The 20,380-nt window shown below is 69.6% G+C and carries 22 protein-coding genes and 1 tRNA gene; 18 read left to right on the top strand and 5 right to left on the bottom strand.

What is annotated here, in order from left to right; translation table 11 throughout:
• Window positions 1–4 precede the first annotated feature (4 nt).
• The 14 genes from QNO21_RS12125 to QNO21_RS12060 all read left to right on the top strand — a co-directional run bounded on the left by QNO21_RS12125 (window position 5) and on the right by QNO21_RS12060 (window position 13,916).
• Entirely contained in the window at window positions 5–571 is a 567-nt protein-coding gene (locus QNO21_RS12125; RefSeq protein ID WP_257518128.1) for a DUF402 domain-containing protein, read from the top strand.
• A gap of 9 nt (window positions 572–580) precedes the next feature.
• Window positions 581–1,306 (top strand): demethylmenaquinone methyltransferase, encoded by a 726-nt coding sequence (locus tag QNO21_RS12120; protein WP_257518127.1) that lies wholly within the window; start codon window positions 581–583, stop codon window positions 1,304–1,306.
• Window positions 1,307–1,348: 42 nt separating this feature from the next.
• The gene (locus QNO21_RS12115) at window positions 1,349–2,410 is read left to right on the top strand and encodes a polyprenyl synthetase family protein (protein WP_257515524.1); all 1,062 of its coding nucleotides are present in this window, start codon (window positions 1,349–1,351) and stop codon (window positions 2,408–2,410) included.
• Window positions 2,411–2,471: 61 nt separating this feature from the next.
• Complete coding sequence (locus QNO21_RS12110; RefSeq protein ID WP_257515525.1) at window positions 2,472–3,845, top strand: FAD-dependent oxidoreductase; 1,374 nt, start codon at window positions 2,472–2,474, stop codon at window positions 3,843–3,845.
• Between the two features lie 159 nt (window positions 3,846–4,004).
• Complete coding sequence (locus QNO21_RS12105) at window positions 4,005–4,991, top strand: alpha/beta hydrolase (RefSeq protein WP_257518126.1); 987 nt, start codon at window positions 4,005–4,007, stop codon at window positions 4,989–4,991.
• Between the two features lie 65 nt (window positions 4,992–5,056).
• Window positions 5,057–6,367, top strand: a complete 1,311-nt coding sequence (locus QNO21_RS12100; protein WP_257518125.1) for a hemolysin family protein — start codon at window positions 5,057–5,059, stop codon at window positions 6,365–6,367.
• 50 nt (window positions 6,368–6,417) lie between these two features.
• Complete coding sequence (locus QNO21_RS12095; RefSeq protein WP_257518124.1) at window positions 6,418–6,771, top strand: hypothetical protein; 354 nt, start codon at window positions 6,418–6,420, stop codon at window positions 6,769–6,771.
• 189 nt (window positions 6,772–6,960) lie between these two features.
• Window positions 6,961–8,103 carry an ABC transporter permease gene (locus QNO21_RS12090; RefSeq protein WP_257518123.1) on the top strand — a complete coding sequence of 381 codons (1,143 nt, stop codon included), beginning with the start codon at window positions 6,961–6,963 and terminating at the stop codon, window positions 8,101–8,103.
• Window positions 8,100–8,786 carry an ABC transporter ATP-binding protein gene (locus QNO21_RS12085; RefSeq protein WP_257518122.1) on the top strand — a complete coding sequence of 229 codons (687 nt, stop codon included), beginning with the start codon at window positions 8,100–8,102 and terminating at the stop codon, window positions 8,784–8,786. Before QNO21_RS12090 ends, QNO21_RS12085 begins: the two co-directional genes overlap by 4 nt.
• A gap of 123 nt (window positions 8,787–8,909) precedes the next feature.
• Window positions 8,910–9,488 (top strand): TetR/AcrR family transcriptional regulator, encoded by a 579-nt coding sequence (locus QNO21_RS12080; RefSeq protein ID WP_257518121.1) that lies wholly within the window; start codon window positions 8,910–8,912, stop codon window positions 9,486–9,488.
• Between the two features lie 74 nt (window positions 9,489–9,562).
• Window positions 9,563–11,026, top strand: coding sequence for a protein adenylyltransferase SelO (locus QNO21_RS12075; RefSeq protein WP_257518120.1), 1,464 nt, complete (start codon window positions 9,563–9,565; stop codon window positions 11,024–11,026).
• Between the two features lie 35 nt (window positions 11,027–11,061).
• On the top strand, window positions 11,062–11,664 hold the full coding sequence (locus QNO21_RS12070) for a dihydrofolate reductase family protein (protein ID WP_257515896.1): 603 nt from the start codon (window positions 11,062–11,064) through the stop codon (window positions 11,662–11,664).
• Between the two features lie 182 nt (window positions 11,665–11,846).
• Window positions 11,847–12,935 (top strand): alpha/beta fold hydrolase, encoded by a 1,089-nt coding sequence (locus QNO21_RS12065; RefSeq protein ID WP_257518119.1) that lies wholly within the window; start codon window positions 11,847–11,849, stop codon window positions 12,933–12,935.
• A gap of 75 nt (window positions 12,936–13,010) precedes the next feature.
• Window positions 13,011–13,916, top strand: a complete 906-nt coding sequence (locus tag QNO21_RS12060; protein WP_306813160.1) for a class I SAM-dependent methyltransferase — start codon at window positions 13,011–13,013, stop codon at window positions 13,914–13,916.
• Between the two features lie 96 nt (window positions 13,917–14,012).
• On the opposite strand, the gene QNO21_RS12055 is transcribed toward QNO21_RS12060, so the two are convergent.
• Complete coding sequence (locus QNO21_RS12055) at window positions 14,013–14,501, bottom strand: YajQ family cyclic di-GMP-binding protein (RefSeq protein WP_257494105.1); 489 nt, start codon at window positions 14,499–14,501, stop codon at window positions 14,013–14,015.
• Window positions 14,502–14,543: 42 nt separating this feature from the next.
• On the opposite strand from QNO21_RS12055, the gene QNO21_RS12050 reads away from it, so the two are divergent.
• The 4 genes from QNO21_RS12050 (at window position 14,544) to QNO21_RS12035 (ending at window position 16,651) form a co-directional block, all read left to right on the top strand.
• Entirely contained in the window at window positions 14,544–15,446 is a 903-nt protein-coding gene (locus tag QNO21_RS12050; RefSeq protein WP_257518118.1) for a bile acid:sodium symporter family protein, read from the top strand.
• Between the two features lie 10 nt (window positions 15,447–15,456).
• Complete coding sequence (locus QNO21_RS12045) at window positions 15,457–15,948, top strand: FBP domain-containing protein (protein ID WP_257518117.1); 492 nt, start codon at window positions 15,457–15,459, stop codon at window positions 15,946–15,948.
• Between the two features lie 83 nt (window positions 15,949–16,031).
• A tRNA-Tyr gene (locus tag QNO21_RS12040) sits at window positions 16,032–16,113 on the top strand.
• 160 nt (window positions 16,114–16,273) lie between these two features.
• A complete protein-coding gene (locus QNO21_RS12035; RefSeq protein WP_257518116.1) occupies window positions 16,274–16,651 on the top strand; it encodes a hypothetical protein in 378 nt (125 codons plus the stop codon).
• A 19-nt stretch (window positions 16,652–16,670) separates the two neighbouring features.
• Here QNO21_RS12035 and QNO21_RS12030 read toward each other — a convergent pair whose 3' ends face one another.
• From QNO21_RS12030 to QNO21_RS12015, 4 genes are all read right to left on the bottom strand, one after another.
• The gene (locus tag QNO21_RS12030) at window positions 16,671–16,892 is read right to left on the bottom strand and encodes a hypothetical protein (protein WP_257518115.1); all 222 of its coding nucleotides are present in this window, start codon (window positions 16,890–16,892) and stop codon (window positions 16,671–16,673) included.
• Between the two features lie 194 nt (window positions 16,893–17,086).
• On the bottom strand, window positions 17,087–18,268 hold the full coding sequence (locus QNO21_RS12025; protein WP_257518114.1) for a Dyp-type peroxidase: 1,182 nt from the start codon (window positions 18,266–18,268) through the stop codon (window positions 17,087–17,089).
• Window positions 18,265–18,978, bottom strand: a complete 714-nt coding sequence (locus tag QNO21_RS12020) for a hypothetical protein (RefSeq protein WP_257518113.1) — start codon at window positions 18,976–18,978, stop codon at window positions 18,265–18,267. Before QNO21_RS12020 ends, QNO21_RS12025 begins: the two co-directional genes overlap by 4 nt.
• The gene (locus QNO21_RS12015; RefSeq protein ID WP_257518112.1) at window positions 18,975–20,276 is read right to left on the bottom strand and encodes a right-handed parallel beta-helix repeat-containing protein; all 1,302 of its coding nucleotides are present in this window, start codon (window positions 20,274–20,276) and stop codon (window positions 18,975–18,977) included. Before QNO21_RS12015 ends, QNO21_RS12020 begins: the two co-directional genes overlap by 4 nt.
• Window positions 20,277–20,380: the final 104 nt, after the last annotated feature.

The raw sequence follows: 20,380 nt of genomic DNA, 5'->3' as shown, positions 1-20,380 counted from the left end.
CCAGATGGACGCGACCTCCGCGGCATCCGACCGCCCCGCCCCCGGTACGCCGCTGCTGTTCCGCTGGCGAAAGTGGGACGGCGGCACCCACTGGGTGCACGAGTGCGTGTACCTCGGGAGCGACCAGTGGGGGGACTGGGTGGGGCAGCGCGTCGGCGACCGCAGCGTGCGCCCGGGGCGCGACATCGTCACCGAGTACCCCGATGTCACGCTGATCCCGCCGGACGGCACCTGGGTCCTCACCCGCAACTCGCCGCCGCACCGCACCCGCATCTACATCGACATCGCGTGGGACGTCGGCTGGCAGGACGGCGAGCCTGTCGGCATCGACATGGACCTGGATGTCGTGAAGCGCGTCGGCACCGAGGTCTACATCGAGGACCGCGACGAGTGGGAGGAGCACCGGGTGTTCTATGGCTACCCGCTCGATCTCGTCGACCGGCTGGAGCAGGTCGCCGTCGACCTCGAGGCGCGGGTGCGTGCCGGTGAGGCGCCCTTCGACGACGCAACCGCCGAGCGCTGGTTCGCCCGCCTGGCGGAGTTCAGCGAGGCCGACGGCGCCGCGCCGTAGGATCGAGGGGTGACCTCCGAACCTCTGCGCGCCGATCTCGGCAAGGACCCTGCCCGTGTGAGCGGCATGTTCGACGAGGTCGCTCCCGCCTATGACCGCACGAATACCGTGCTGAGCCTCGGCAACGACCGGCTGTGGCGCGTGGCCACCACCCGCGCGGTCGCGCCGCGTCCAGGACAGCGCATCCTCGACCTCGCCGCCGGCACCGGGGCGAGCTCGGTCGCGCTCGCCGCGAGCGGCGCCGAAGTAGTCGCCGCCGACTTCTCGCCCGGCATGATCGCCGAGGGGCGGCGCCGGCACGGTTCCGTGCCCAACCTGTCGTTCGTCGAAGCGGATGCCACGGCTCTGCCCTTCGAAGACGACTCCTTCGACGCGGTGACCATCTCGTTCGGCCTGCGCAACGTCAACGACCCCAAGAAGGCCCTCGCCGAGATGCTGCGGGTCACCGCTCCCGGCGGGCGCCTGGTGATCTGCGAGTTCTCGCACCCCCGCTCGCCCGCGTTCGCCGGCCTGTACCGCTTCTACAACGACCGGGTGCTGCCGGTGGTCGCCCGTGCCGTCAGCTCGAACGCCGCGGCCTACGACTACCTCAACGAGTCGATCCGCGACTGGCCCGACCAGCCCACGCTCAGTGCCTGGATGCGCGAGGCGGGGTGGGCGGACGTCGCCTACCGCGACCTCACCTTCGGCATCGTCGCCTTGCACCGCGCTCGCAAGCCGCTGACTGGTCGCTGAGCAGTCAGCTCGGGCCGACGCGACCCCGGTAGGCTGGATAGCGTGACTGCGAGCCCTTCCACGCCGGGTACCCGCCTGGCGAGCCGCCTCGGCCTGACCGAGCGCGTGTTCGCCGGTCCCCGCGCGCGCAAGCTGATCGCGCGGATCGAAGCCGGTCTCGACAGTGTCGAGGCGAACATGGCCGCCGAGCTGAAGACCACCGACGCCCTGGCGGATGCCACGGGCCGCTACCTCTACGAGGCAGGCGGCAAGCGCGTGCGCCCGATGCTGGCGATGCTGACCGCGCAGCTGGGCGACGGAGCCACCGACGAGGTCATCGCGGCGGCCACCGCCCTCGAGCTCACGCACCTGGGCTCGCTCTACCACGACGACGTCATGGACGGCGCGGACGTGCGCCGCGGCGTGCCGAGCGCCCACGCGGTGTGGGGCAACAACGTCGCCATTCTCACCGGTGACCTGCTGTTCTCCCGGGCCAGCCAGATCATGGCGCGGCTCGGCGAGCAGGCGATCCATCTGCAGGCCGACACCTTCGAGCGCCTCGTGCTCGGCCAGATGCACGAGACCGTCGGCCCGCAGGCATCCGACGATCCCGTCGCCTTCTACCTGCAGGTGCTCGCCGACAAGACCGGCTCGCTGATTGCGGCATCCGCTCAGGCGGGAGTCATCTTCGGCAATGCGCCGCGTGAATTCGAGCAGCCGATGGTCGCCTTCGGCGAGAAGGCCGGCGTTGCGTTCCAGCTGCTGGACGACGTCATCGACCTGTCCGCCGACCCCGACGAGACCGGCAAGGTTCCCGGCACCGACCTGCGCGCCGGTGTGCCGACCATGCCGTACCTGCTGCTGGGGCAGCGGACGGATGCGGCATCCGTCGCCCTTCGCGCCGAGATCGACGAAGGGGTCGCGCTCATCGCCGACGGCGCCGATCCGGCCATCCTCGACGAGCCCCTCGCGCGGCTGCGCGATCACGAGGCGACGGCCGCGACCCAGGCCCTCGCCGGGGAATGGTCGGACGCCGCGATCGCCGCCCTCGAGCCCCTTCCCGACGGCGCCGTGCGCGAAGCGCTCACCCGGTTCGCGCGCGCCGTCGCCGACCGATCCAGCTGACCGGCGCCGGACCCGGCTCTCAAGAGCCCCCGCGACGCCGACCACGAAAGGACCACCACCCATGACCAAGCTGCGACTCGCGATCGTCGGCGCCGGGCCGGCAGGCATCTACGCCGCCGACCTCCTCCTCAAAGCCGAGCGTCGCTTCGACGTGTCGATCGACCTGTTCGAGCAGCTTCCCGCGCCATATGGTCTGGTCCGCTACGGCGTCGCCCCTGATCACCCGCGCATCAAGGGCATCATCAACGCGCTGCGCGAGGTGCTCGACCGTGGTGACATCCGCCTGTTCGGCAACGTGCGGTACGGCGAGGACATCACCCTCGAGGACCTCAAGCGGCACTACAACGCGGTGATCTTCGCCACCGGCGCCATCCGCGACACCTCTCTGGACATCCCCGGCATCGACGCCGAAGGGTCATACGGCGCCGCTGACTTCGTCAGCTGGTTCGACGGCCACCCCGACGTGCCCCGCACCTGGCCGCTGGAGGCAGAGTCGATCGCCGTCATCGGCAACGGCAACGTGGCCCTCGACGTCACGCGCATGCTGGTCAAGCACCCCGAAGATCTGCTTCCCACCGAGATCCCCGACAACGTGTACGAGGGCCTCAAGGCCTCGCCCGTCACCGACGTGCACGTGTTCGGTCGTCGCGGACCGGCGCAGGTGAAGTTCACCCCGCTCGAGTTGCGTGAGCTCGGTGAGCTGCGCGACGTCGACATGGTCGTCTACGACGAGGACTTCGACTACGACGAGGCATCCCGTGCGGCCGTCGCCAGCAACAAGCAGGTCATGGTGATCGACCGGGTGCTGCAGTCGTGGCGCCAGCGACCCTCGGTCAACAACGCCGGCGGCGAGGCGTCGCGCCGGCTGCACCTGCACTTCTGGGCAAAGCCCGTCGAGGTGAAGACGGATGCCGAGGGCCGCGTGACCGCCTTCGTGTACGAGCGCACCCGTCCCGACGGCCAGGGCGGCGTCGAGGGCACCGGCGAACTGCGGGAGGTGGCCGTTCAGGCGCTCTACCGTGCCGTCGGATACTTCGGATCCCCCCTTCCCGGAGTGCCGTTCGACAAGCGGCACGGCGTCATCCCGAACCAGGAGGGCCAGGTGATCCACAAGGACTCCAACGAGCGGGTCCCCGGCGTCTACGCGACGGGCTGGATCAAGCGCGGACCGGTCGGCCTCATCGGCCACACCAAGTCGGATGCCATGGAGACGGTCGGGCACATCATCAACGACCAGGGCTCGTGGTGGACGCCCGAGGACCCCTCGGAAGAGGCGATCCCCGAGCTGCTGGCATCCCGCGGCGTGCGGTGGACCGACCTCGAGGGCTGGCACCGTCTCGACGAGTACGAGGTCGCGCTCGGCGCCGCGCGCGAGCGCGCCCGCATCAAGGTCGTCTCCCGCGAGGAGATGATCACGGTCTCACGCGGCGAGTAGCGCGCGCTCAGCCGGGCGGTGCGGCAGTCGCGGAGTCCCTCGGGGCGCTTCACCTGTCGCGGATCGCGGTTTCCCGTGCCCGGAAGCGACGACATGCGACAGGCGAGCGGGTGCCTCCGAGCCCGGCGGCGCGCGCGTGAGCATCGTAGGCTGACCCCCATGGCCGAGCAGTGGACCACCGACATCCTGGGGGCGCCGTTCGAGAGCCTCACCCTGCCCCTCGGCAACGACGACGAAGGTCCGGTGGTGGCAACGCTCGTCCGGAGCCTCCCGTCGCTCACGGCGCGCATGACCCAGCCCTTGCGCGACGTCGACGTGCTCTATGTGCACGGCTGGTCGGACTACTTCTTCCAGACCGAGCTCGCCCGGTTCTGGAATCACCTCGGCGCCCGGTTCCACGCGCTGGACCTGCGCAAGTACGGACGCAGCCTGCGCGAGGGGCAGACACCCGGCTACATCAACAGCCTCGATGAATACGGCGCCGACATCGGCGCGGCGCTCGCGGTGATGGGGCACGCGCCGAATGCCGCGTCGGGTCGTCGGCTGGTGCTGTTGGGGCACTCCACCGGCGGGTTGACATTGACGCTCTGGGCCGCCCGGCACCCGGGTCGCGCATCGGCACTCGTGCTCAACAGCCCGTGGCTGGAGCTGCAGCTGGGCGCGATCGGACGCCAGGCGATCGCGCCCCTGGTCCAAGTGCGGGCGCGGGTGGATCCGCTCGGCACCCACCCGGCGGTCGACCTCGGGTTCTACACGCGTGCGCAGACCGAGCTGGGGTCGCTGCCGGCCGACCCGCCGCGCGCCCAGTGGCGACCGGACCGGGGCTTCGCGACGCACCCTGGATGGCTCGCGGCGATCCTCGAAGGGCATCGCCGGGTGTCAGCGGGGCTGGATGTCGGGTGTCCCGCTCTGGTGATGCTGGCGGAGCGGTCGTCCAATCCCATGGTGTGGTCGCAGGACATGACCTCCACCGACTCGGTGCTGGTCGTCGACGACATCGCCAAGGCGGCCACCCGCATCGGGAAGCGCGTCAGTGTGGAGCGGATCAACGGCGGCATCCACGACCTCTTCCTCTCCAGCGCCGACCCTCGGGCTGAGGCCTATGCCGCCCTGCAGCGGTGGCTCACGCGCGGTGCAGTGCGCTGAGCGGTTTCATACGCTGGAGGCATGAACGCATCTGATCGGATGCCGCGGCGGCGGGGAGCCCGACGATGAGCGGGGACCTGCTGCTCAACATCGCGCTCGTCATCGTCTTCGTGCTGATCGGCGGGGTGTTCGCCGCCACCGAGATGGCGCTGGTGACGCTGCGGGAAAGTCAGGTGAACGCCATCGCCCTGCGCGGCCCCCGTGGCCAGAAGGTCGCCGAGCTGGCACGCAACCCGAACACCTTCCTCTCCGCCGTGCAGATCGGGGTGACGGTCGCCGGGTTCGCCTCGGCGGCCTTCGGTGCTTCGTCGATCGCGCCATCCCTGGCCCCGCTGTTCGTCTCGTGGGGATGGTCGCAGTCGACGGCGACGCTCGTCGCGACCATTCTGCTCACCCTGGTGATCGCCTACCTTTCGCTGGTGCTGGGCGAGCTCGTGCCCAAGCGGCTGGCCATTCAGCGCAACGCGCAGTTCGCCTATGGCGTCGCCCCGCTCGTGAACGGGTTCGCGCGGCTCATGCGTCCGGTGATCTGGCTGCTGTCGGTCTCGACGAACTCCATGGTGCGACTGCTGGGCGGCGACCCGAACAAGACGGCGGAGGGCCTGAGCGACGAGGAGCTGCGCGACATCGTCTCGAGCCACGAAGGGCTCCCCGAAGATGAGCGGCGCATCCTCGACGACGTGCTGTCGATCCGGCACCGGCACCTGAGCGAGGTCATGCGGCCACGGCCCGAGGTGGTCACGCTGGACCTCGACAACACCGTCTCGTCGGCGGCGGGCCGGGTGCGCGACCTGCCGTTCTCGCGATACCCGATCGTCGACCAGTCGATCGACGACATCACCGGGTTCGTGCACGTGCGTGACGTCCTCGAGGCGGCCGCGGCCGACCCTGAAGCGCCGCTCGCCGGCATCGTCCGCCCCATCCGCTACCTGCCGGCCACGGCACGGGTGCTCCCGACCCTCACCGGCATGCGCGCCGAGAACGACCAGATCGCCGTCGTGGTGGACGAGTACGGCGGCACCGACGGCATCGTCACCCTCGAGGACCTCGTCGAGGAGGTCGTGGGGGAGATCTTCGACGAGTACGACACCGAGGTGGCACCGGCGGCGCTCGCCGCCCACGGGGGTCTCGTCGACGGGCGCCTGAACCTGCAGGACTTCGAAGAGGCCACCGGCATCAGCCTGCCGCGGGGCGCCTCGGACACGGTGGCCGGGTTCGTGGTGGAGCAGCTGGGGCGTCTGGCGGTCATCGGCGACAAGGTGGAAGTCGGCGGGGCCACGATCCAAGTCGCCGAGATCGACCGGCGGCGCATCTCGCGCCTGCTCGTGACCCCGCATGACGCGGGGGAGACGGTGACTGCCGCAGACCGCAGCTGACCCCCGCCGACTGGTAAGTGTTCCGACACTGTGTCGGTAAGCTTGGGGGTATGGAGATTCTGAAGAACGTCATCCTCGCCCTTCACATCATCGGTGTGGCCGCGCTGCTCGGAGGCGTGCTCTACCAGATGGGATCCGCCCGTCGCGGCACCCCCCGCGTGCTGCCCGCCATGATGCACGGCGCATGGACCATGCTCGTCACCGGCATCGCGCTCGTCGGCCTGCAGTACCCCCTCGGCAACGAGGTCAACAACGTCAAGATCAGCGTCAAGCTCGCCGTTCTGATCGCGATCATCGTCATCGCGCTGGTCAACCGCAAAAAGGAGCAGGTCGCCTCGTGGGTGCTGCCCTCGATCGGTCTGCTCACCGTCGTGAACGTCCTGCTCGCAACGGTCTGGAAGTAGTCACCGGCCGGATCCGTCCGGCCGCTCGAGCGATGCCCGCCCCGGCCTCCGGCGGCGGGCGTCGTCGTCTGCGGCGCAGGCGCGAGGCGCGTCCACAGGCCCTGCCTGAGCGCCGCTCCCAGTTTTTGCTGACATACTGTCGGCATCATGTCGACGAGTGTCGACAAACTCACGATCAGAAAGACCTTCATGTTCCTTGCCTTGCGCGAACTGAAATTCGCCCGCGGCCGCTTCGCGTTGATGGGCGTGGTCATCGCCCTCATCTCGCTGCTGGTCGTGCTCTTGTCGGGCCTGTCCTCCGGACTGGTCAATGACGGGGTCTCCGGCCTCAAATCCATGCCCGCCAGCGCCTTCGCCTTCGACGGCGGCACCAAAGCGGACAATGCGTTCAGCCGCTCCGTCGTCGACGAAGATCAGCTCGCGGCCTGGGACGGTGTCGAGGGCATCGCCGAGGCCGAGCCGATGGGCGTCAACATCGTCAACGGCGTCACCGACGACGGCACCCAGATCGACCTCACGCTCTTCGGCGTGGAGACGGACGGCTTCCTCACGCCGCCGGTGTCCTCCGGTGAGGGCCTCGGGGCCGCCAACGGCATCGTGGTCTCGGAGCCGATGAAGGACGAGGGTGTCGAGATCGGCACCGTCGTCAGGCTCGAGCGCTCCGACGTGGAACTGACCGTCGTCGGCTTCACCGAGGGCCAGGCCACCTTCGGCCATGTCGACGTCGCGTACCTGCCGCTGGACACCTGGAAGCTCATGGCCGCCGGCGCGACCCAGCCGGGTGCACCGACGGAGGCCCAGATCGCCGCGGTCGACTTCCCGTTCGCCAGCGTCGTCGCGCTGCAGGCCGAGAAGGACGCCACGCCCGACTACGAGGCCATCGACGCCACAGCCGACACGACCACGATGACCCTGACCGAGGCCTTCAACGCCTCCCCGGGCTACGAGGCCGAGACGCTGACGCTCAGCATGATCCAGTTCTTCCTGTACGCCATCTCCGCTCTCGTCGTCGGTGCGTTCTTCACGGTCTGGACCATCCAGCGCAGCCACGACCTCGCGGTCCTGCGCGCCGTCGGAGCGTCGAGCCGGTATCTGCTGCGCGACAGCCTGCTGCAGGCCGCCATCCTCCTGGTCGGCTTCACCGCCCTCGGCGTGGCCGCCGGCGTCGGCCTGGGCGCGCTCATGCCGGATGCCATGCCCTTCGCGCTCGAGGCGGCTCCGATCGCCGTGGCATCCGCTCTGACGATCACGCTCGGTCTCTTGGGCGCCGCCGTCGCGGTGCTGCGCATCGTCCGAATCGACCCGCTCCGAGCCCTGGGAGGCCAGCGATGAGCACCGACACCACCCCCGCCCTCCAGATCAGCAACGCCGTCCTCGAACTCGGCGATGGGGACTCCCGCGTCCGGGCCCTGGACGACGTGTCGCTGACGGTCATGCCCGGCGAGCTCCTCGCCATCGTCGGCCCGTCCGGCTCGGGCAAGTCTTCGCTGCTGGCGATCGCCGGCGCGCTGGCGAACCCCGACAGCGGCACCGTGCGCGTGCACGGCGCCGACCTGTCGACCCTGTCCAAGCGCACGCGGGCGCGGTTCCGCCTGCGCAACATCGGGTTCGTGTTCCAGTCGGGCAACCTGCTGCCCGCGCTCACCGCTGCCGACCAGCTGCGTCTGGCCGGGCGGCTGGCGGGCAACCGCCACGTCGCCCCCGCCCCCGTGCTGGAGTCGGTGGGCATGGGCCACCGCGCCGGTCACCGCCCCGGGGAGCTCTCCGGCGGCGAACGTCAGCGCGTGGGCATCGCGCGCGCTCTGGTGAACCAGCCGAGCCTGCTTCTGGTGGACGAGCCGACGGCAGCGCTGGACCGTCGCCGCAGCCACGAGGTGGTTGAGCTTCTCGCCGACCGGGCGCATGACGCCGGCGTCGCCGTGGTCATGGTCACCCACGACCGCGACGTGCTGGAGCACTGCGACCGCGTGCTCGAGATGGTCGACGGGCGGCTGGGCGCGCCCGTCACGGTCTGACACCTCGCGTCCCTTCGTCGCCCGCGGCAGCTCCAGCTGTCGCGGGCGACGCGCTCCCTTCAGGACGTTTCATCCGCCGCGCCGCTGCATGCGGCCGGCCCAGATCAGGACGATAATTACCGGATGCCCAAGATCACCGCTCCGACGGTCGCCGAGCACCGCGCCTCTCAGCGCGCCGCACTCGTGCGCGCAGGCGAGGAGCTGCTGCAAGAGTCGGGGCTGGCCGGGGTGAACCCGGGAAGCGTGTCCGAGCGCGCGGGCATGAAGCGATCGAGCTTCTACGACTACTTCCCGTCGAAGGACGATCTGCTCGTCGCGATCGCGATCGATGCGATCGAGCGATGGGATGCCGACATCGAGCAGATCCTGGAGGGCGCAGAGCGTGGCCTTCCCGAACTGCGCGCGTTCGTGGATGCGACGATGCGGATGACCGCCGACGGGCGGCACACCATCGCCGGGTCGCTGCGTGACGCGAACCTCAGTCCCAGCCGCATGGAAGACCTCATGACGCTGCACGACGCGCTCATGCGGCCCCTCACCCGCGTGCTGGAGGATCTGGGCCTGCCGGCATCCCGGTCGACTGTCACGCTCGTGCAAGGGGTGCTCGGTGCCGGAGTGCAGCTGGTGACGCACGGCATCGAGCCGCAGGCCGCGGCCGACGAGGTCTACGGGCTGCTCACCCGCGGCATCGTCACCGCCTGACGCGCGCCGGGCGCCCGCGCCCCTACGCCGCGCAAACCGGCCCTCACCTGCCGCACCGGTCGTAGCCTGGAAACATGAGCCTCGCGCCGCAGACCGCCGTCGACCTCGGCTCGCGGTTCGCCCGCGAGTTCCCGGATCTGGCCGTGCCATGGGCTGCCGCCGACTTCCCGGACGCGCGACTGCTGGTGCTGAACGAGCCGCTGGCGGCGGAACTGGGTTTCGACCAGGCAGGACTCCGCACGCGCGAGGGAGTAGGGCTGCTCACCGGCAATCTCGTCCCCGAGACCGCGGCCCCCGTCGCGCAGGCCTATGCCGGTCACCAGTTCGGCGGATACTCGCCGCGCCTGGGTGACGGGCGCGCGCTGCTGCTCGGCGAGGTCACCGACGCCGACGGCGGCCTGCGCGACCTGCATCTCAAGGGATCCGGCCCCACGCCGTTCGCTCGCGGCGGCGATGGCTTCGCTGCGGTCGGCCCCATGCTGCGCGAGTACGTGATCAGTGAAGCGATGCATGCCCTCGGGGTGCCGACGACGCGAGCACTCGCCGTGACCGCGACGGGGTTGGGCGTGCAGCGCGACACGGTGCTCCCGGGGGCGGTGCTCACCCGCGTCGCGGCGAGCCACCTGCGTGTGGGAACGTTCCAGTACGCCGCTGCGACCGGAGACGATGACCTCGCGCGCCGCCTGGTCGCCCACGCGATCGACCGGCACTACCCGCACCTGACCGATGCCGAGAACCCGTCGCTGGCACTCCTGGGCGCTGTGATCGACGCGCAGGCGGCACTCATCGCCCGCTGGATGCTGCTCGGATTCGTCCACGGCGTGATGAACACCGACAACGTGACGATCTCGGGCGAAACGATCGACTACGGCCCCTGCGCCTTCATGGATGCCTTCGACCCGGCATCCGTCTACAGCTCGATCGATCGGCAGGGGCGCTACGCGTTCGGTCGGCAGCCGCTGATCGGCGAGTGGAACCTCGCCCGCTTCGCCGAAGCCCTGCTGACGACGATCGACCCCGACACCGACCGGGCGATCGAGCTGGCCCAGGATGAGCTCGGGCGGTTCCGCGACGCGTACAACGCGGCCTGGTTCAGCGGGATGCTCGACAAGCTCGGCATCCCGGCTGACGCCGACCAGGAGTTGACCACGCCGCTTCTCACCGACTTGATCGACCTGCTGCAGATCAGCCGCGTCGACTACACGGGCTTCTTCCGCCGGTTGAGCGCCGTCGCGCGCGGAGACGCCGCGGGCACCCGCGCGCTCTTCGCCGACCCCGGTCCGTTCGACCTGTGGTCAGAACGCTGGCTCGCGCTCGCTCCCGACGCCGACAAGATGGATGCCGCGAACCCCGTCTACATCCCGCGCAACCATCTCGTGGAAGAGGCGCTGGATGCCGCAACGGCAGGCGACCTGCAGCCGTTCGAGCAGCTGCTCGAGGCCGTGACCTCGCCGTTCACCGAGCGCCCCGGCCTGGAGCGCTACGCCGAGCCGGCGCCCGACTCCTTCGGCCCGTACCGCACCTTCTGCGGCACCTGACCGGATCGACGCGCGCACGTCGAGAGGGGCGGCCCATGCCGGAGACCACTTGCCACATCTCGATGTCCCTCGACGGCTTCGTCGCGGGGCCGGACCAGAGCCTCGACGATCCGCTCGGAAGGCGCGGCCTCGAGCTGCACCGCTGGCACCTGGGACATCCGCGCGCCACCGACGCCGATGCCCTCGCTTCCAAATGGCTGGGACGCCCCCGGGGCGCGTACGTAATGGGCCGCAACATGTTCGGCCCGATCCGCGGCGAGTGGGATGGGGACTGGCGCGGCTGGTGGGGGCCGGAGCCGCCGTACCACGCAGCCGTGTTCGTGCTCACCCACTACGCCCGCGACCCGATCGAGATGGAAGGCGGAACGACCTTCCACTTCGTCACCGGGGGCTTCGACGACGCCTACGGGCGAGCGGTCGAGACCGCCGCCGACGACGGCATCCACATCGCGGGCGGGGCCTCGACCGTCCGTCAGGCGCTCGCCGCCGACGTGGTCGACGAGATCACGCTCGACATCGCGCCCGTGCTGCTGGGCTCGGGGGAGCGCATCTTCGACGGCGCGAAGTCGTTCGGCTACGAGCCCGTGGAGGTGCTGCACTCGCCGCTGGCGACGCACATCCGCTACCGCCGCGCCTGAGCGCGCACGGGATGCCGGCCCTGCCGGCGGCTGATCTGTTGCGATCGAGGACCGGTTGGCAACCGCCCTGACGTGCACACTTGGCAGCCCGCAGGCGCGGGCTGCCCGTGTTCGAGGCGACGGCTCTTTGCTCGGCGATGACGGGGGTGTGCTGAGCGCTCAGGGCTTCTAGCATGAGTCGCGTGGGGACTCGCGAAACGGGTGCTGTGCAGGATATTCGTTTCGCGCGCTCCGCAGACGGTGTCGGGATCGCGTACGCCGTACATGGTGCCGGTCCGCCGTTGCTGATCGACGCGTGCTGGCTGAGTCATCTGCAGTTCGACTGGCAGAGCCCTGTCTGGCGCCATTTCCTGGTCGAGCTCGGGCGCATCGCGACGGTGATCCGGTACGACGAGCGCGGACACGGGTTGTCAGATCGTGATGTGACCGACCACAGCCTGCAGGCCCGCGTCGCGGACCTCGAGGCCGTCGCTGACGGCGCCGGGTTCGACCACTTCGCTCTCCTTGCGATGGCGCAGGGCGGCCCGGTGGCGATCGAGTATGCAGCGCGCCATCCGGAGCGCCTGACCCGACTGATCTTCTACGGGAGCGACGCCGGAGCACGCGGCGTTCCGTCGGCGAATGAGCTGGAATTGGGTCGCGCGTTCGAGGCGATGATCAAAGTCGGGTGGGGGCGCCCGACGCCGGAGTTCCGGCGGGTCTTCACGAGCATGATGATCCCCGGCGGAACCGAGGAGCAGATGTGTTGGATCGACGAGCTGCAGAAGATGGCCGTCGACGCGGACACGGCGGTGCTCGCGCGGTCCCAGCGCCAGATGATCGACTCCAGCGGCCGTTTAGGCGAACTGCACCTGCCGACATTGATACTGCACAGCCTTGGGGACCAGATCAAGAGTTTCGAGCAGGCCCGATATCTCGCAGCGCACATTCAGGGCGCTCGGTTTGTCGCGCTGGACAGCAATAACCACATCGTCCTGTCCGATGAACCGGCTTGGCCGGTCCTGCGCCGCGAGATCACGGACTTCATCGCTCCCGACAGGGACGCCGCGCCCGTCGCATCCGCGGAGGACGTGGCCTCGGCGCTTTCTCCCCGGGAGCTCGAGATCCTCCGCGCGGCTGCAGGGGGATATGACAACGAGGCGATTGCGGCAGAGCTGACGCTCTCCGTGCGTACCGTTGAGCGGCATCTGCAGAACGTGTACGCGAAGCTCGGGCTGCACGGACGCACTGCGCGTACGGCGGCCGTCGCGCGGCTGCTCTCCGGCGTCTGACCGGCTACGCGTCAGCCGCCACTCGACGGTCGACGCCGAGACCTCGTTGCGCGTCGGCCCCGATGTGCGACCCGGATGATCATCCCTACGGTTGCGGCAACAACCAATTCCGGAGGAACCATGTCCATGCAATACAGCACTCGACCGACTTCCACGAGTACACCCTTGACGTCAACGCCAGAAGACCGGGCCCTGAAGGCGAAGCATGCCGCGATGTGGGCAAGCGGGAACTACCCCGCCGTCGCCGACGAGGTCGTCGGCTCCCTTGGCCGCATCCTTGTCGATACCCTCGACGTGCAATCCGGACAGCGCGTCCTCGACGTCGCGGCCGGTACCGGGACTGCGGCCCTGCCCGCCGCGCGTCGGGGCGCTCACGTCACTGCTACCGATCTGACGCCCGAGCTCCTCGACGTGGGCAGAACTGAGGCGATGGCCGAGGGACTCGAACTGACTTGGCAGCCCGCGGACGCCGAGGCATTGCCGCACGGCGACGCGACCTTCGACGTCGCCCTATCGTGCATCGGCGTGATGTTCGCCCCACACCATCAGCAAGCCGCCGACGAGCTGCTGCGCGTCTGCCGCCCCGGAGGCACCGTCGGCGTGCTGAGCTGGACCCCCGAAGGCTTCATCGGCCAGATGTTCGCCACAATGAAGCCCTACGCGCCACCGCCGCCCGCCGGAGCGTCCCCGGCCCCGCTGTGGGGACGCGCCGATCACGTTCGGTCGCTTTTCGGCGACCGCGTCAAGAACCTGGTTGCGCGACAGCAGACATTGCGCGTAGGCCGATTCTCCGATGGCATCGAGTTCCGCGACTTCTTCAAGGCCAATTACGGTCCCACGATCGCCGTGTACCGATTCCTCGGCGAGGATGCCGCCCAAGTGGCCGCACTGGACACCGAGCTGGCGGCGCTGGGCGATCGGTCCCTTCACGAGGGCGCGATGAACTGGGAGTACCTTTTGGTCACCGCTTCCCGCATCTGACGCGCGCATGCCTGCGCCCGCCGCCCACCGGGTCGTCAGCTCGCACGAAGATCCATCACCGCGACAGAACGGAAGGTGGGCTCACGGCGAGGTGGGCTACCGGTAGTTGATGAACTGCAGGTCGACGTCGAGGTCGGCGGCCTTGAGCAGTCGCTGCACTTCCTGCAGATCGTCGCGGCTCTTGGACTGCACGCGCAGCTCGTCGCCCTGGATCTGCGACTTCACCGACTTGGGGCCTTCGTCGCGGATGAGCTTGCCGATCTTCTTGGCGTTCTCCTGCGAGATGCCCTCTTTCAGGGTGGAGACGATGCGGTACTCACGACCGCTGGGGGTCGGGTCGCCCGTCTCGAGGCTCTTCAGTGAGATGCCGCGCTTGATCAGCTTCGACTGGAACACGTCGAGCACGGCCTTCGCGCGGTCCTCGCTGTTGGCCTTGATGAGGATCGACTCTCCGCTCCACTCGATCGACGCGTCGGTGCCCTTGAAGTCGTAGCGCTGCTCGACCTCTTTGCGCGCCTGGTTGAGGGCGTTGTCCGCCTCCTGGCGGTCGATCTTCGAGACGATGTCAAAGGAGGAATCAGCCATGTCGTGAGTCTACCGAGCCTCGCGTCGGGCACTATGTGTCCCATGGGATCAGCGTTGACCACCATTGGATTGCCCGTTGCCCTCGGCATCATCATGTTCGGCCTGGGCCTGAGCCTCACTCTGCGCGACTTCGCGCGGGTCGCGAAGCAGCCGAAGGCGGTGATCGTCGCGCTGGCCTGCCAGCTGGTGCTGCTGCCGGTGATCTGCTTCGGCCTCGTACTGCTGTTCCGGCTGCCGCCCGTGCTGGCCGTCGGCATGATGATGCTGGCCGCATCACCCGGCGGAACCACCGCCAACCTCTACAGCCACCTGTTCCGTGGCGACATTGCGCTGAACATCTCGCTGACGGCGATCAACTCCGTCATCGCGGTGGTGACCCTGCCGATCATCACGAACCTCGCGATCGCCTATTTCGATCCGTTCGACGGCGAGCTGGGAATGCAGTGGGCCAAGACAGTCGAGGTCTTCGCGATCGTGCTGCTTCCGGTCGCCGCCGGCATGCTGGTGCGTCGCGTGTGGCCGCGGTTCGCCGACGGCATGGACAAGCCGGTGCGCATCGTCTCGGTGGTGGTGCTGATCGTGGTGATCGCGGGGGCGGTGGCCTCGAACTGGGACCTTCTGGTGGAGAACATCGCCAGCCTCGCGCTCATCACGGTGCTCTTCTGCCTGCTGAGTCTCGCCGTGGGATACGTGGTGCCGCGCCTGCTCAAGGTCGGCACGCGCCAGGCGATCGCATCGTCGTTCGAGATCGGCATCCACAACGCCACGCTCGCGATCGTCATCGCCCAGACGGTGCTCGGATCGATGGAGCTGAGCCTGCCTGCGGCGGTGTACGGCGTTCTGATGTTCTTCATCGCGTTCGGGTTCGGCTTCGTGATCCGCGATCGGCGCTCGGCGGCATCCGCTCGGCCCAGGGAGGGTGTTGCAACGGACGCGCGTTCGTAGACTGGCACCCATGCGTGCCCTCACCGAGGACGAACTGCGCACGTCGTTCGTCAACGCCGGCTCCGACGACCTTCGCCTCGTCGCCGTGCCCGCCGACTTCCTGTTCGCCGACTGGGACCACCTCGACTTCTATGCGTGGCGTGATCCCCGCACCCGCAGCCGGGGATACGTGGTGGCGGAGGTCGAGGGTCAGCTGACCGGCGTGGTGCTGCGTGCGGCGGACGGGTCGAGTCGGGCGCGGTCGGCCATGTGCAACCTGTGCCACACGATGCAGCCCGCCAACCAGGTGACGCTGTTCACCGCCCGAAAGGCGGGGGATGCCGGCGCGCACGGCGACAGCATCGGCACCTACATCTGCGCCGATCTGTCGTGCCACGAGAACGTGCGGCTGGCCGCTCCGCTGGCTCCCAGCGAGGTTCGTGCGAGCGTCGACCGCCGCATCGACGGCACCAGGCAGCGCACCGAAGCGTTCGTGGCGCGGGTGCTCGACGCCGCCGACTGACTCGATTTCGGCCACTCGCCTTGACCGAGTACGATAGACAATCGCGCCTCCGATCGACTGACTAAGCCGGTCGGATGCGCCCTGGCGAGTTACCCAAGCGGCCAAAGGGATCTGACTGTAAATCAGCCGGCGTAGCCTTCGGGGGTTCGAATCCCTCACTCGCCACGGATGTGATGTCCCGCGACATGTGTCTCATGTGTCGCGGGACATCTGTCTTTCCGGCGGGCAACCGGGACGCCTTTCGCACGGGACCAGCGGTGCCGGTTTTGCCCCCCGATCAGCCGATGCCGTACGGTCGACGTACCGGCCAGGAGGGTGCTGAGCGATGGACCGAAGACGAACCGTCCGTGCTGCGGTCCTGCCCGTCCTCATATTCTGGTGGCTGTTCACGGGACTCTTCATCGCGAGCTTCTATGGGGGTCCGGCCGCCGTTGGCGAGGAGCGGGCGTGCATTGAACGGCACGTGGAGCTCGGCCTCGATCGCACGCTCACCGTCGAGGGAAGCTGGCAGCTGTTCCCGCTCGGACTCACGTGCTCGTTCACGATGCCTTCAGGTGAGCAGATCGTCTACGGCGCCGACTTGGTGCCGACGGTGCTTCTGGTGACGGGTGTCGTCCTGACTGTCGTGGGTGCCGTCGCCCTGTTCGTCTCGCACCGTGACCCCGAACGGCGGCAGCAGCGAGTGGGCGATCGCTCCCCGTAGGTCGCCGTTCGGCGCAGGATCAGAGCGGCGCTTCGACCTCTGCCCAGGGCGGGTCGCTGTTCGGGCGGCAGTTCGTGTTGCTCGGGAGCGCAGCGCGCCGCAGAACCTGCCACGGCTCGACGTACGCGAACCGCTCCTGCACGCGTGCGGCATCCGCCTGGTGCATGCCGTGCTCGATGCCGCGGGCGGGATCCATGCCCGCCTCCTCCGCGATCATGCGGTGGAAGTCGGCGTGGGCCATATTGATGCCACCGAGCGCGTAGGTCTTGCCGTGCTCGCCTTGTGGAAGTGTTTCGCTCGGCGCGATGCCTCGACAGTCCTCGCGCAAATCGCGCGGTGAAGGCCAAGCCGCGCCGACAATAGTGTCGTCAGAGCCCGGTTCGTCGGCGAAGCGGGTCGATGCCGAGCGGTCGTGACCGGACGGGCGTGCGCGGGTCAGGAGGGACGGAAGAGGGCGGCGCCGAAGGGTTCGTCGCCGGTGCGGCCCGGTGGAATCAAGAACGTCGCGGACGCCGTCGGACGCGCGAAACGCATCAGGTCATCGGATTCGTCCAGCCGCACCTGCGTGCGGACGAAGACATCCACGTCGTGCTGGAAGCACATGAAGAGGATGCCGTCGTCCGGGGCGCCGGTCGCGTCCACACCGTTGGCATAGCCGTAGCTGCGCCGCAGCATCAGCGCGCTCCCCGTGAACGACGGGTGGGCCGCACGCACGTGCGCGCGGGCCGGGACCACGTACTCGCCTTCAGGGGTCTTCGCGGTCAGATCCACGCCGTCGTGCACGTCACCGCCCGAGAGGGGTGCGCCCGAGGTGCGCTCCCGTCCGATCACCCGGTCGCGCTCGCGCCGAGACAGATCGTGGAACGCTTCCACGTTCAGGCGCAGGCGGCGGATCACCGCGATCGTCCCGGCCGCGGCCGGACCGTCCGCGATCCAAACGGCGTCGTCGAGCTCGGCGCCCTCGGGCACCATCACGCCATCGTGGTAGCCGAGGGGGTTGCGCGCCACCGTGCCCTCGCCCGGCCCGCGCACCCCGGACTGCTGCCACCGGATTCGAGATCCCGGCAGCGCATCCCGCAGCCGTCCCGCCACGATCGGCAGCGCGTTCGGATCCGAGGCGTAGATCGCCAGCAGCACGTCTCCGCCCCGCGCCTCGCGTGCGATCGCGTCGTCGCCTGCGAAGTCGGGGAGGTCCTGCGCGCCGGGCAGCGCGGGGTCGATCAGCCGCACGAGGCGCGGACCGAGTCCGATCGTCACGGCCAGGTCACCCGGCCCGTCCGGCATCAGTGTGGGGTCTGCGCCGTCCGTGCAGCCCTCGACAGCATCACCCAGCGCGGCCACCGCGGTGCGCACGTCGTTGCGCGCGCTCGCCGCTGGAAGGTCCAGCACGACCACGAGCGCCGACCGCTGCGGAGTCGCGGGGCGGTCCACCCCGGCCTGGTGGCGCCCGCGCGCCGGAACGGCGGATGTCGGCCCACCGCCGTCCGGCCCGGCGAGCGGCGCCGCGGGAGGCCGCATCATCGCCGCGCCGGCCGCCCCCGCGACGACGCCCAGGCCGACACCGGCGCCGCCCAGCAGCAGGCCGCGCCGGCTGACGCGGCCGTGCCCCGTGCTCATCCTGCTGCTCCGGCGCCGAGGTCGACGTTCTGCGCAGCAGCGAAGTCCAGGCGCACCCAGTCGCCGCCGACACGGATATCGGCGCGGTGCAGCACCCCGCCGGCATCCACCCAGTAGCGGGTGCCGGACGCATCCGGGTCCACCTCGGCGCCGGTGTGCAGCGGCTCGTCGGACGGCGGGCCGGCGAACACCGTGACGGGCTCCCCGTCGACCGTCTCCTCCGCGACCCACAAGGCGCCGGACTGCTGCAGCAGCAGCGGATTGTCGGGGCGGTCGGAGCCCAGACCCGCGATGACCGCGAGGAGGGCGTGCAGACGCGAAGACGTCGGGTCCAGCGGCGTGGTGGACCACTCCGCGTCCTCCGGCATCGGCAGCGGGGCCGCGCCGTCCTCGGGTGCGCCCGCGCTCATCCCGACCGTGTCGCCGGACCAGGCGAGAAGCGCTCGCCCGTCGCCGGTGTCGAGCAGCCCGTATCCGCGGTGTCCCGCGAAGTCGTACCAGCCCGCGATGGCGAGCGTCAGATCGCCCTCCTCCAGCGCGAACGACAGGGCACGCGTGCCCGCGTCGAAGTTGCGGAAACGCATCGATGCGAGCACCTGCGACTCCTCCGTCGTCACCGGCCGCACGCCGTCGGCGGGCGCGCAGGCGACCAGAGAAAGCGCGACGGCGACGACGGCCACTGCGGCCGCGAGCCGGTGGCGGGTGCTCATCGGCGCGACCGATCCGCGAGCAGTGTGCTGTCAGGCAGCGGGTGGGCAGCGGCATCCGGTGCCCCGATTTCGGCAGGCAGGATGCGTGCGGGTGCCGTGACGTCGGGCATGTTGGGCTGCGCCGGCGGGGGAGGGACGCGCAGGAAACTCATCCCCGGAGGCACGGCCACGGCCGGCAGTGCCGAGGGGAGGACGGCCGGCTGGGCGCCCGTGCACGCGGCGAACAGGTCGAGCGGCGCGGCGACGACGGGGCCGTCGAGGCAGTTGCCCCGCGCGGGGGCGCGGTCGGTCGACGTGTTCGCGATATCGATCCCGTTGCCGGCGAACGCCGTGTCACGGAACCTGTTGCCGGTCGCGGCCAGGTCCTCGGTGCTCGTGAGCACGACGCCGGCGACGGGATTGCGTTCGATGCGGTTGCGTTCGAAGACGTTCTCGGTGCCGCCGCTGACCCCCACGCCCACGCCGAAGCCGCCGTCGGCATGCGCGGGCGACTCCGCCTCGGCGTTGTCGGCGATGAGGTTGCCGGCGACGAGGTTGCCGCGTTGCGGCACGAACGCCTCGCGGTAGTTCGAGATCAGCGTCATCCCGATCCGGTTGCCGCTGAAGCGGTTGCCGACGATCCATACACTGTCGGATGCGTTCGCGTTCTCGAACCCGACCGCGTTGTTCTCGGCGACGTTTCCGGTGACGAGGACGTCGCACTGGCGGCATTGGCCGACATAGATGCCGCTGTCGGCCGACCCGGACGCGTACGAGTCCCGAATGACGCCGTGCTGCGCGTCGAACGCGTACAGACCGTACAGTCCGTTGTCGTAGGCGGTGACATGGTCGATCGCGAAGCGCTGGATCGGGGGGAACCGCTCAGGATCGAGCAGGTCGTATCCGTCGCCCCCGTGCGCTGTCGGTCCGTCCTCATCGTGCAGGCCGGTCACGAGCACACCGTAGAAGGTGGCCCCCGTGACGGTGAGATTCTCGACACTCACGCCGTCGGCGACCGCGACGACACCGTATGGGCGGATGCCTTCGCCGTCGATGACGGTCTCGTTGCGGTCGACGCCCCGGACGGTGACCCCCGGCTTGTCGACGAGGATCTGCTCCCGGTAAACGCCGGGGTCCACCAGCACGAGACCGTTCTCCGCGACGAGTCCGATGGCCTCGCCCACCGTGGCCGCGTCGGCGGGCACCCGCACCAGGGCGGGAGCGTCCTGATCGCTGCGCGCGCAGCCGCCGAGAAGCAGCAGCGCGCCGACGAGCGCAGAGACGAGGGCGCGCCGAATCACGGACGGTCGGGCGGGCATGCTGGCAGTCTACGGAGCGCGCGTGAGCGCCCCTCCGGGGGCGCGAGGGTGAAGGGGGTGAACCAGCGGGTGAGATCCCGCCGAGGTGTCGGAAGCGGCCCTCA

The sequence above is a fragment of the Microbacterium sp. zg-Y818 genome (assembly GCF_030246905.1).
Taxonomy (GTDB): domain Bacteria; phylum Actinomycetota; class Actinomycetes; order Actinomycetales; family Microbacteriaceae; genus Microbacterium.
The sequence above is the reverse complement of the archived record's forward strand: the minus strand, read 5'-3'. Positions and strand labels throughout refer to the sequence as shown.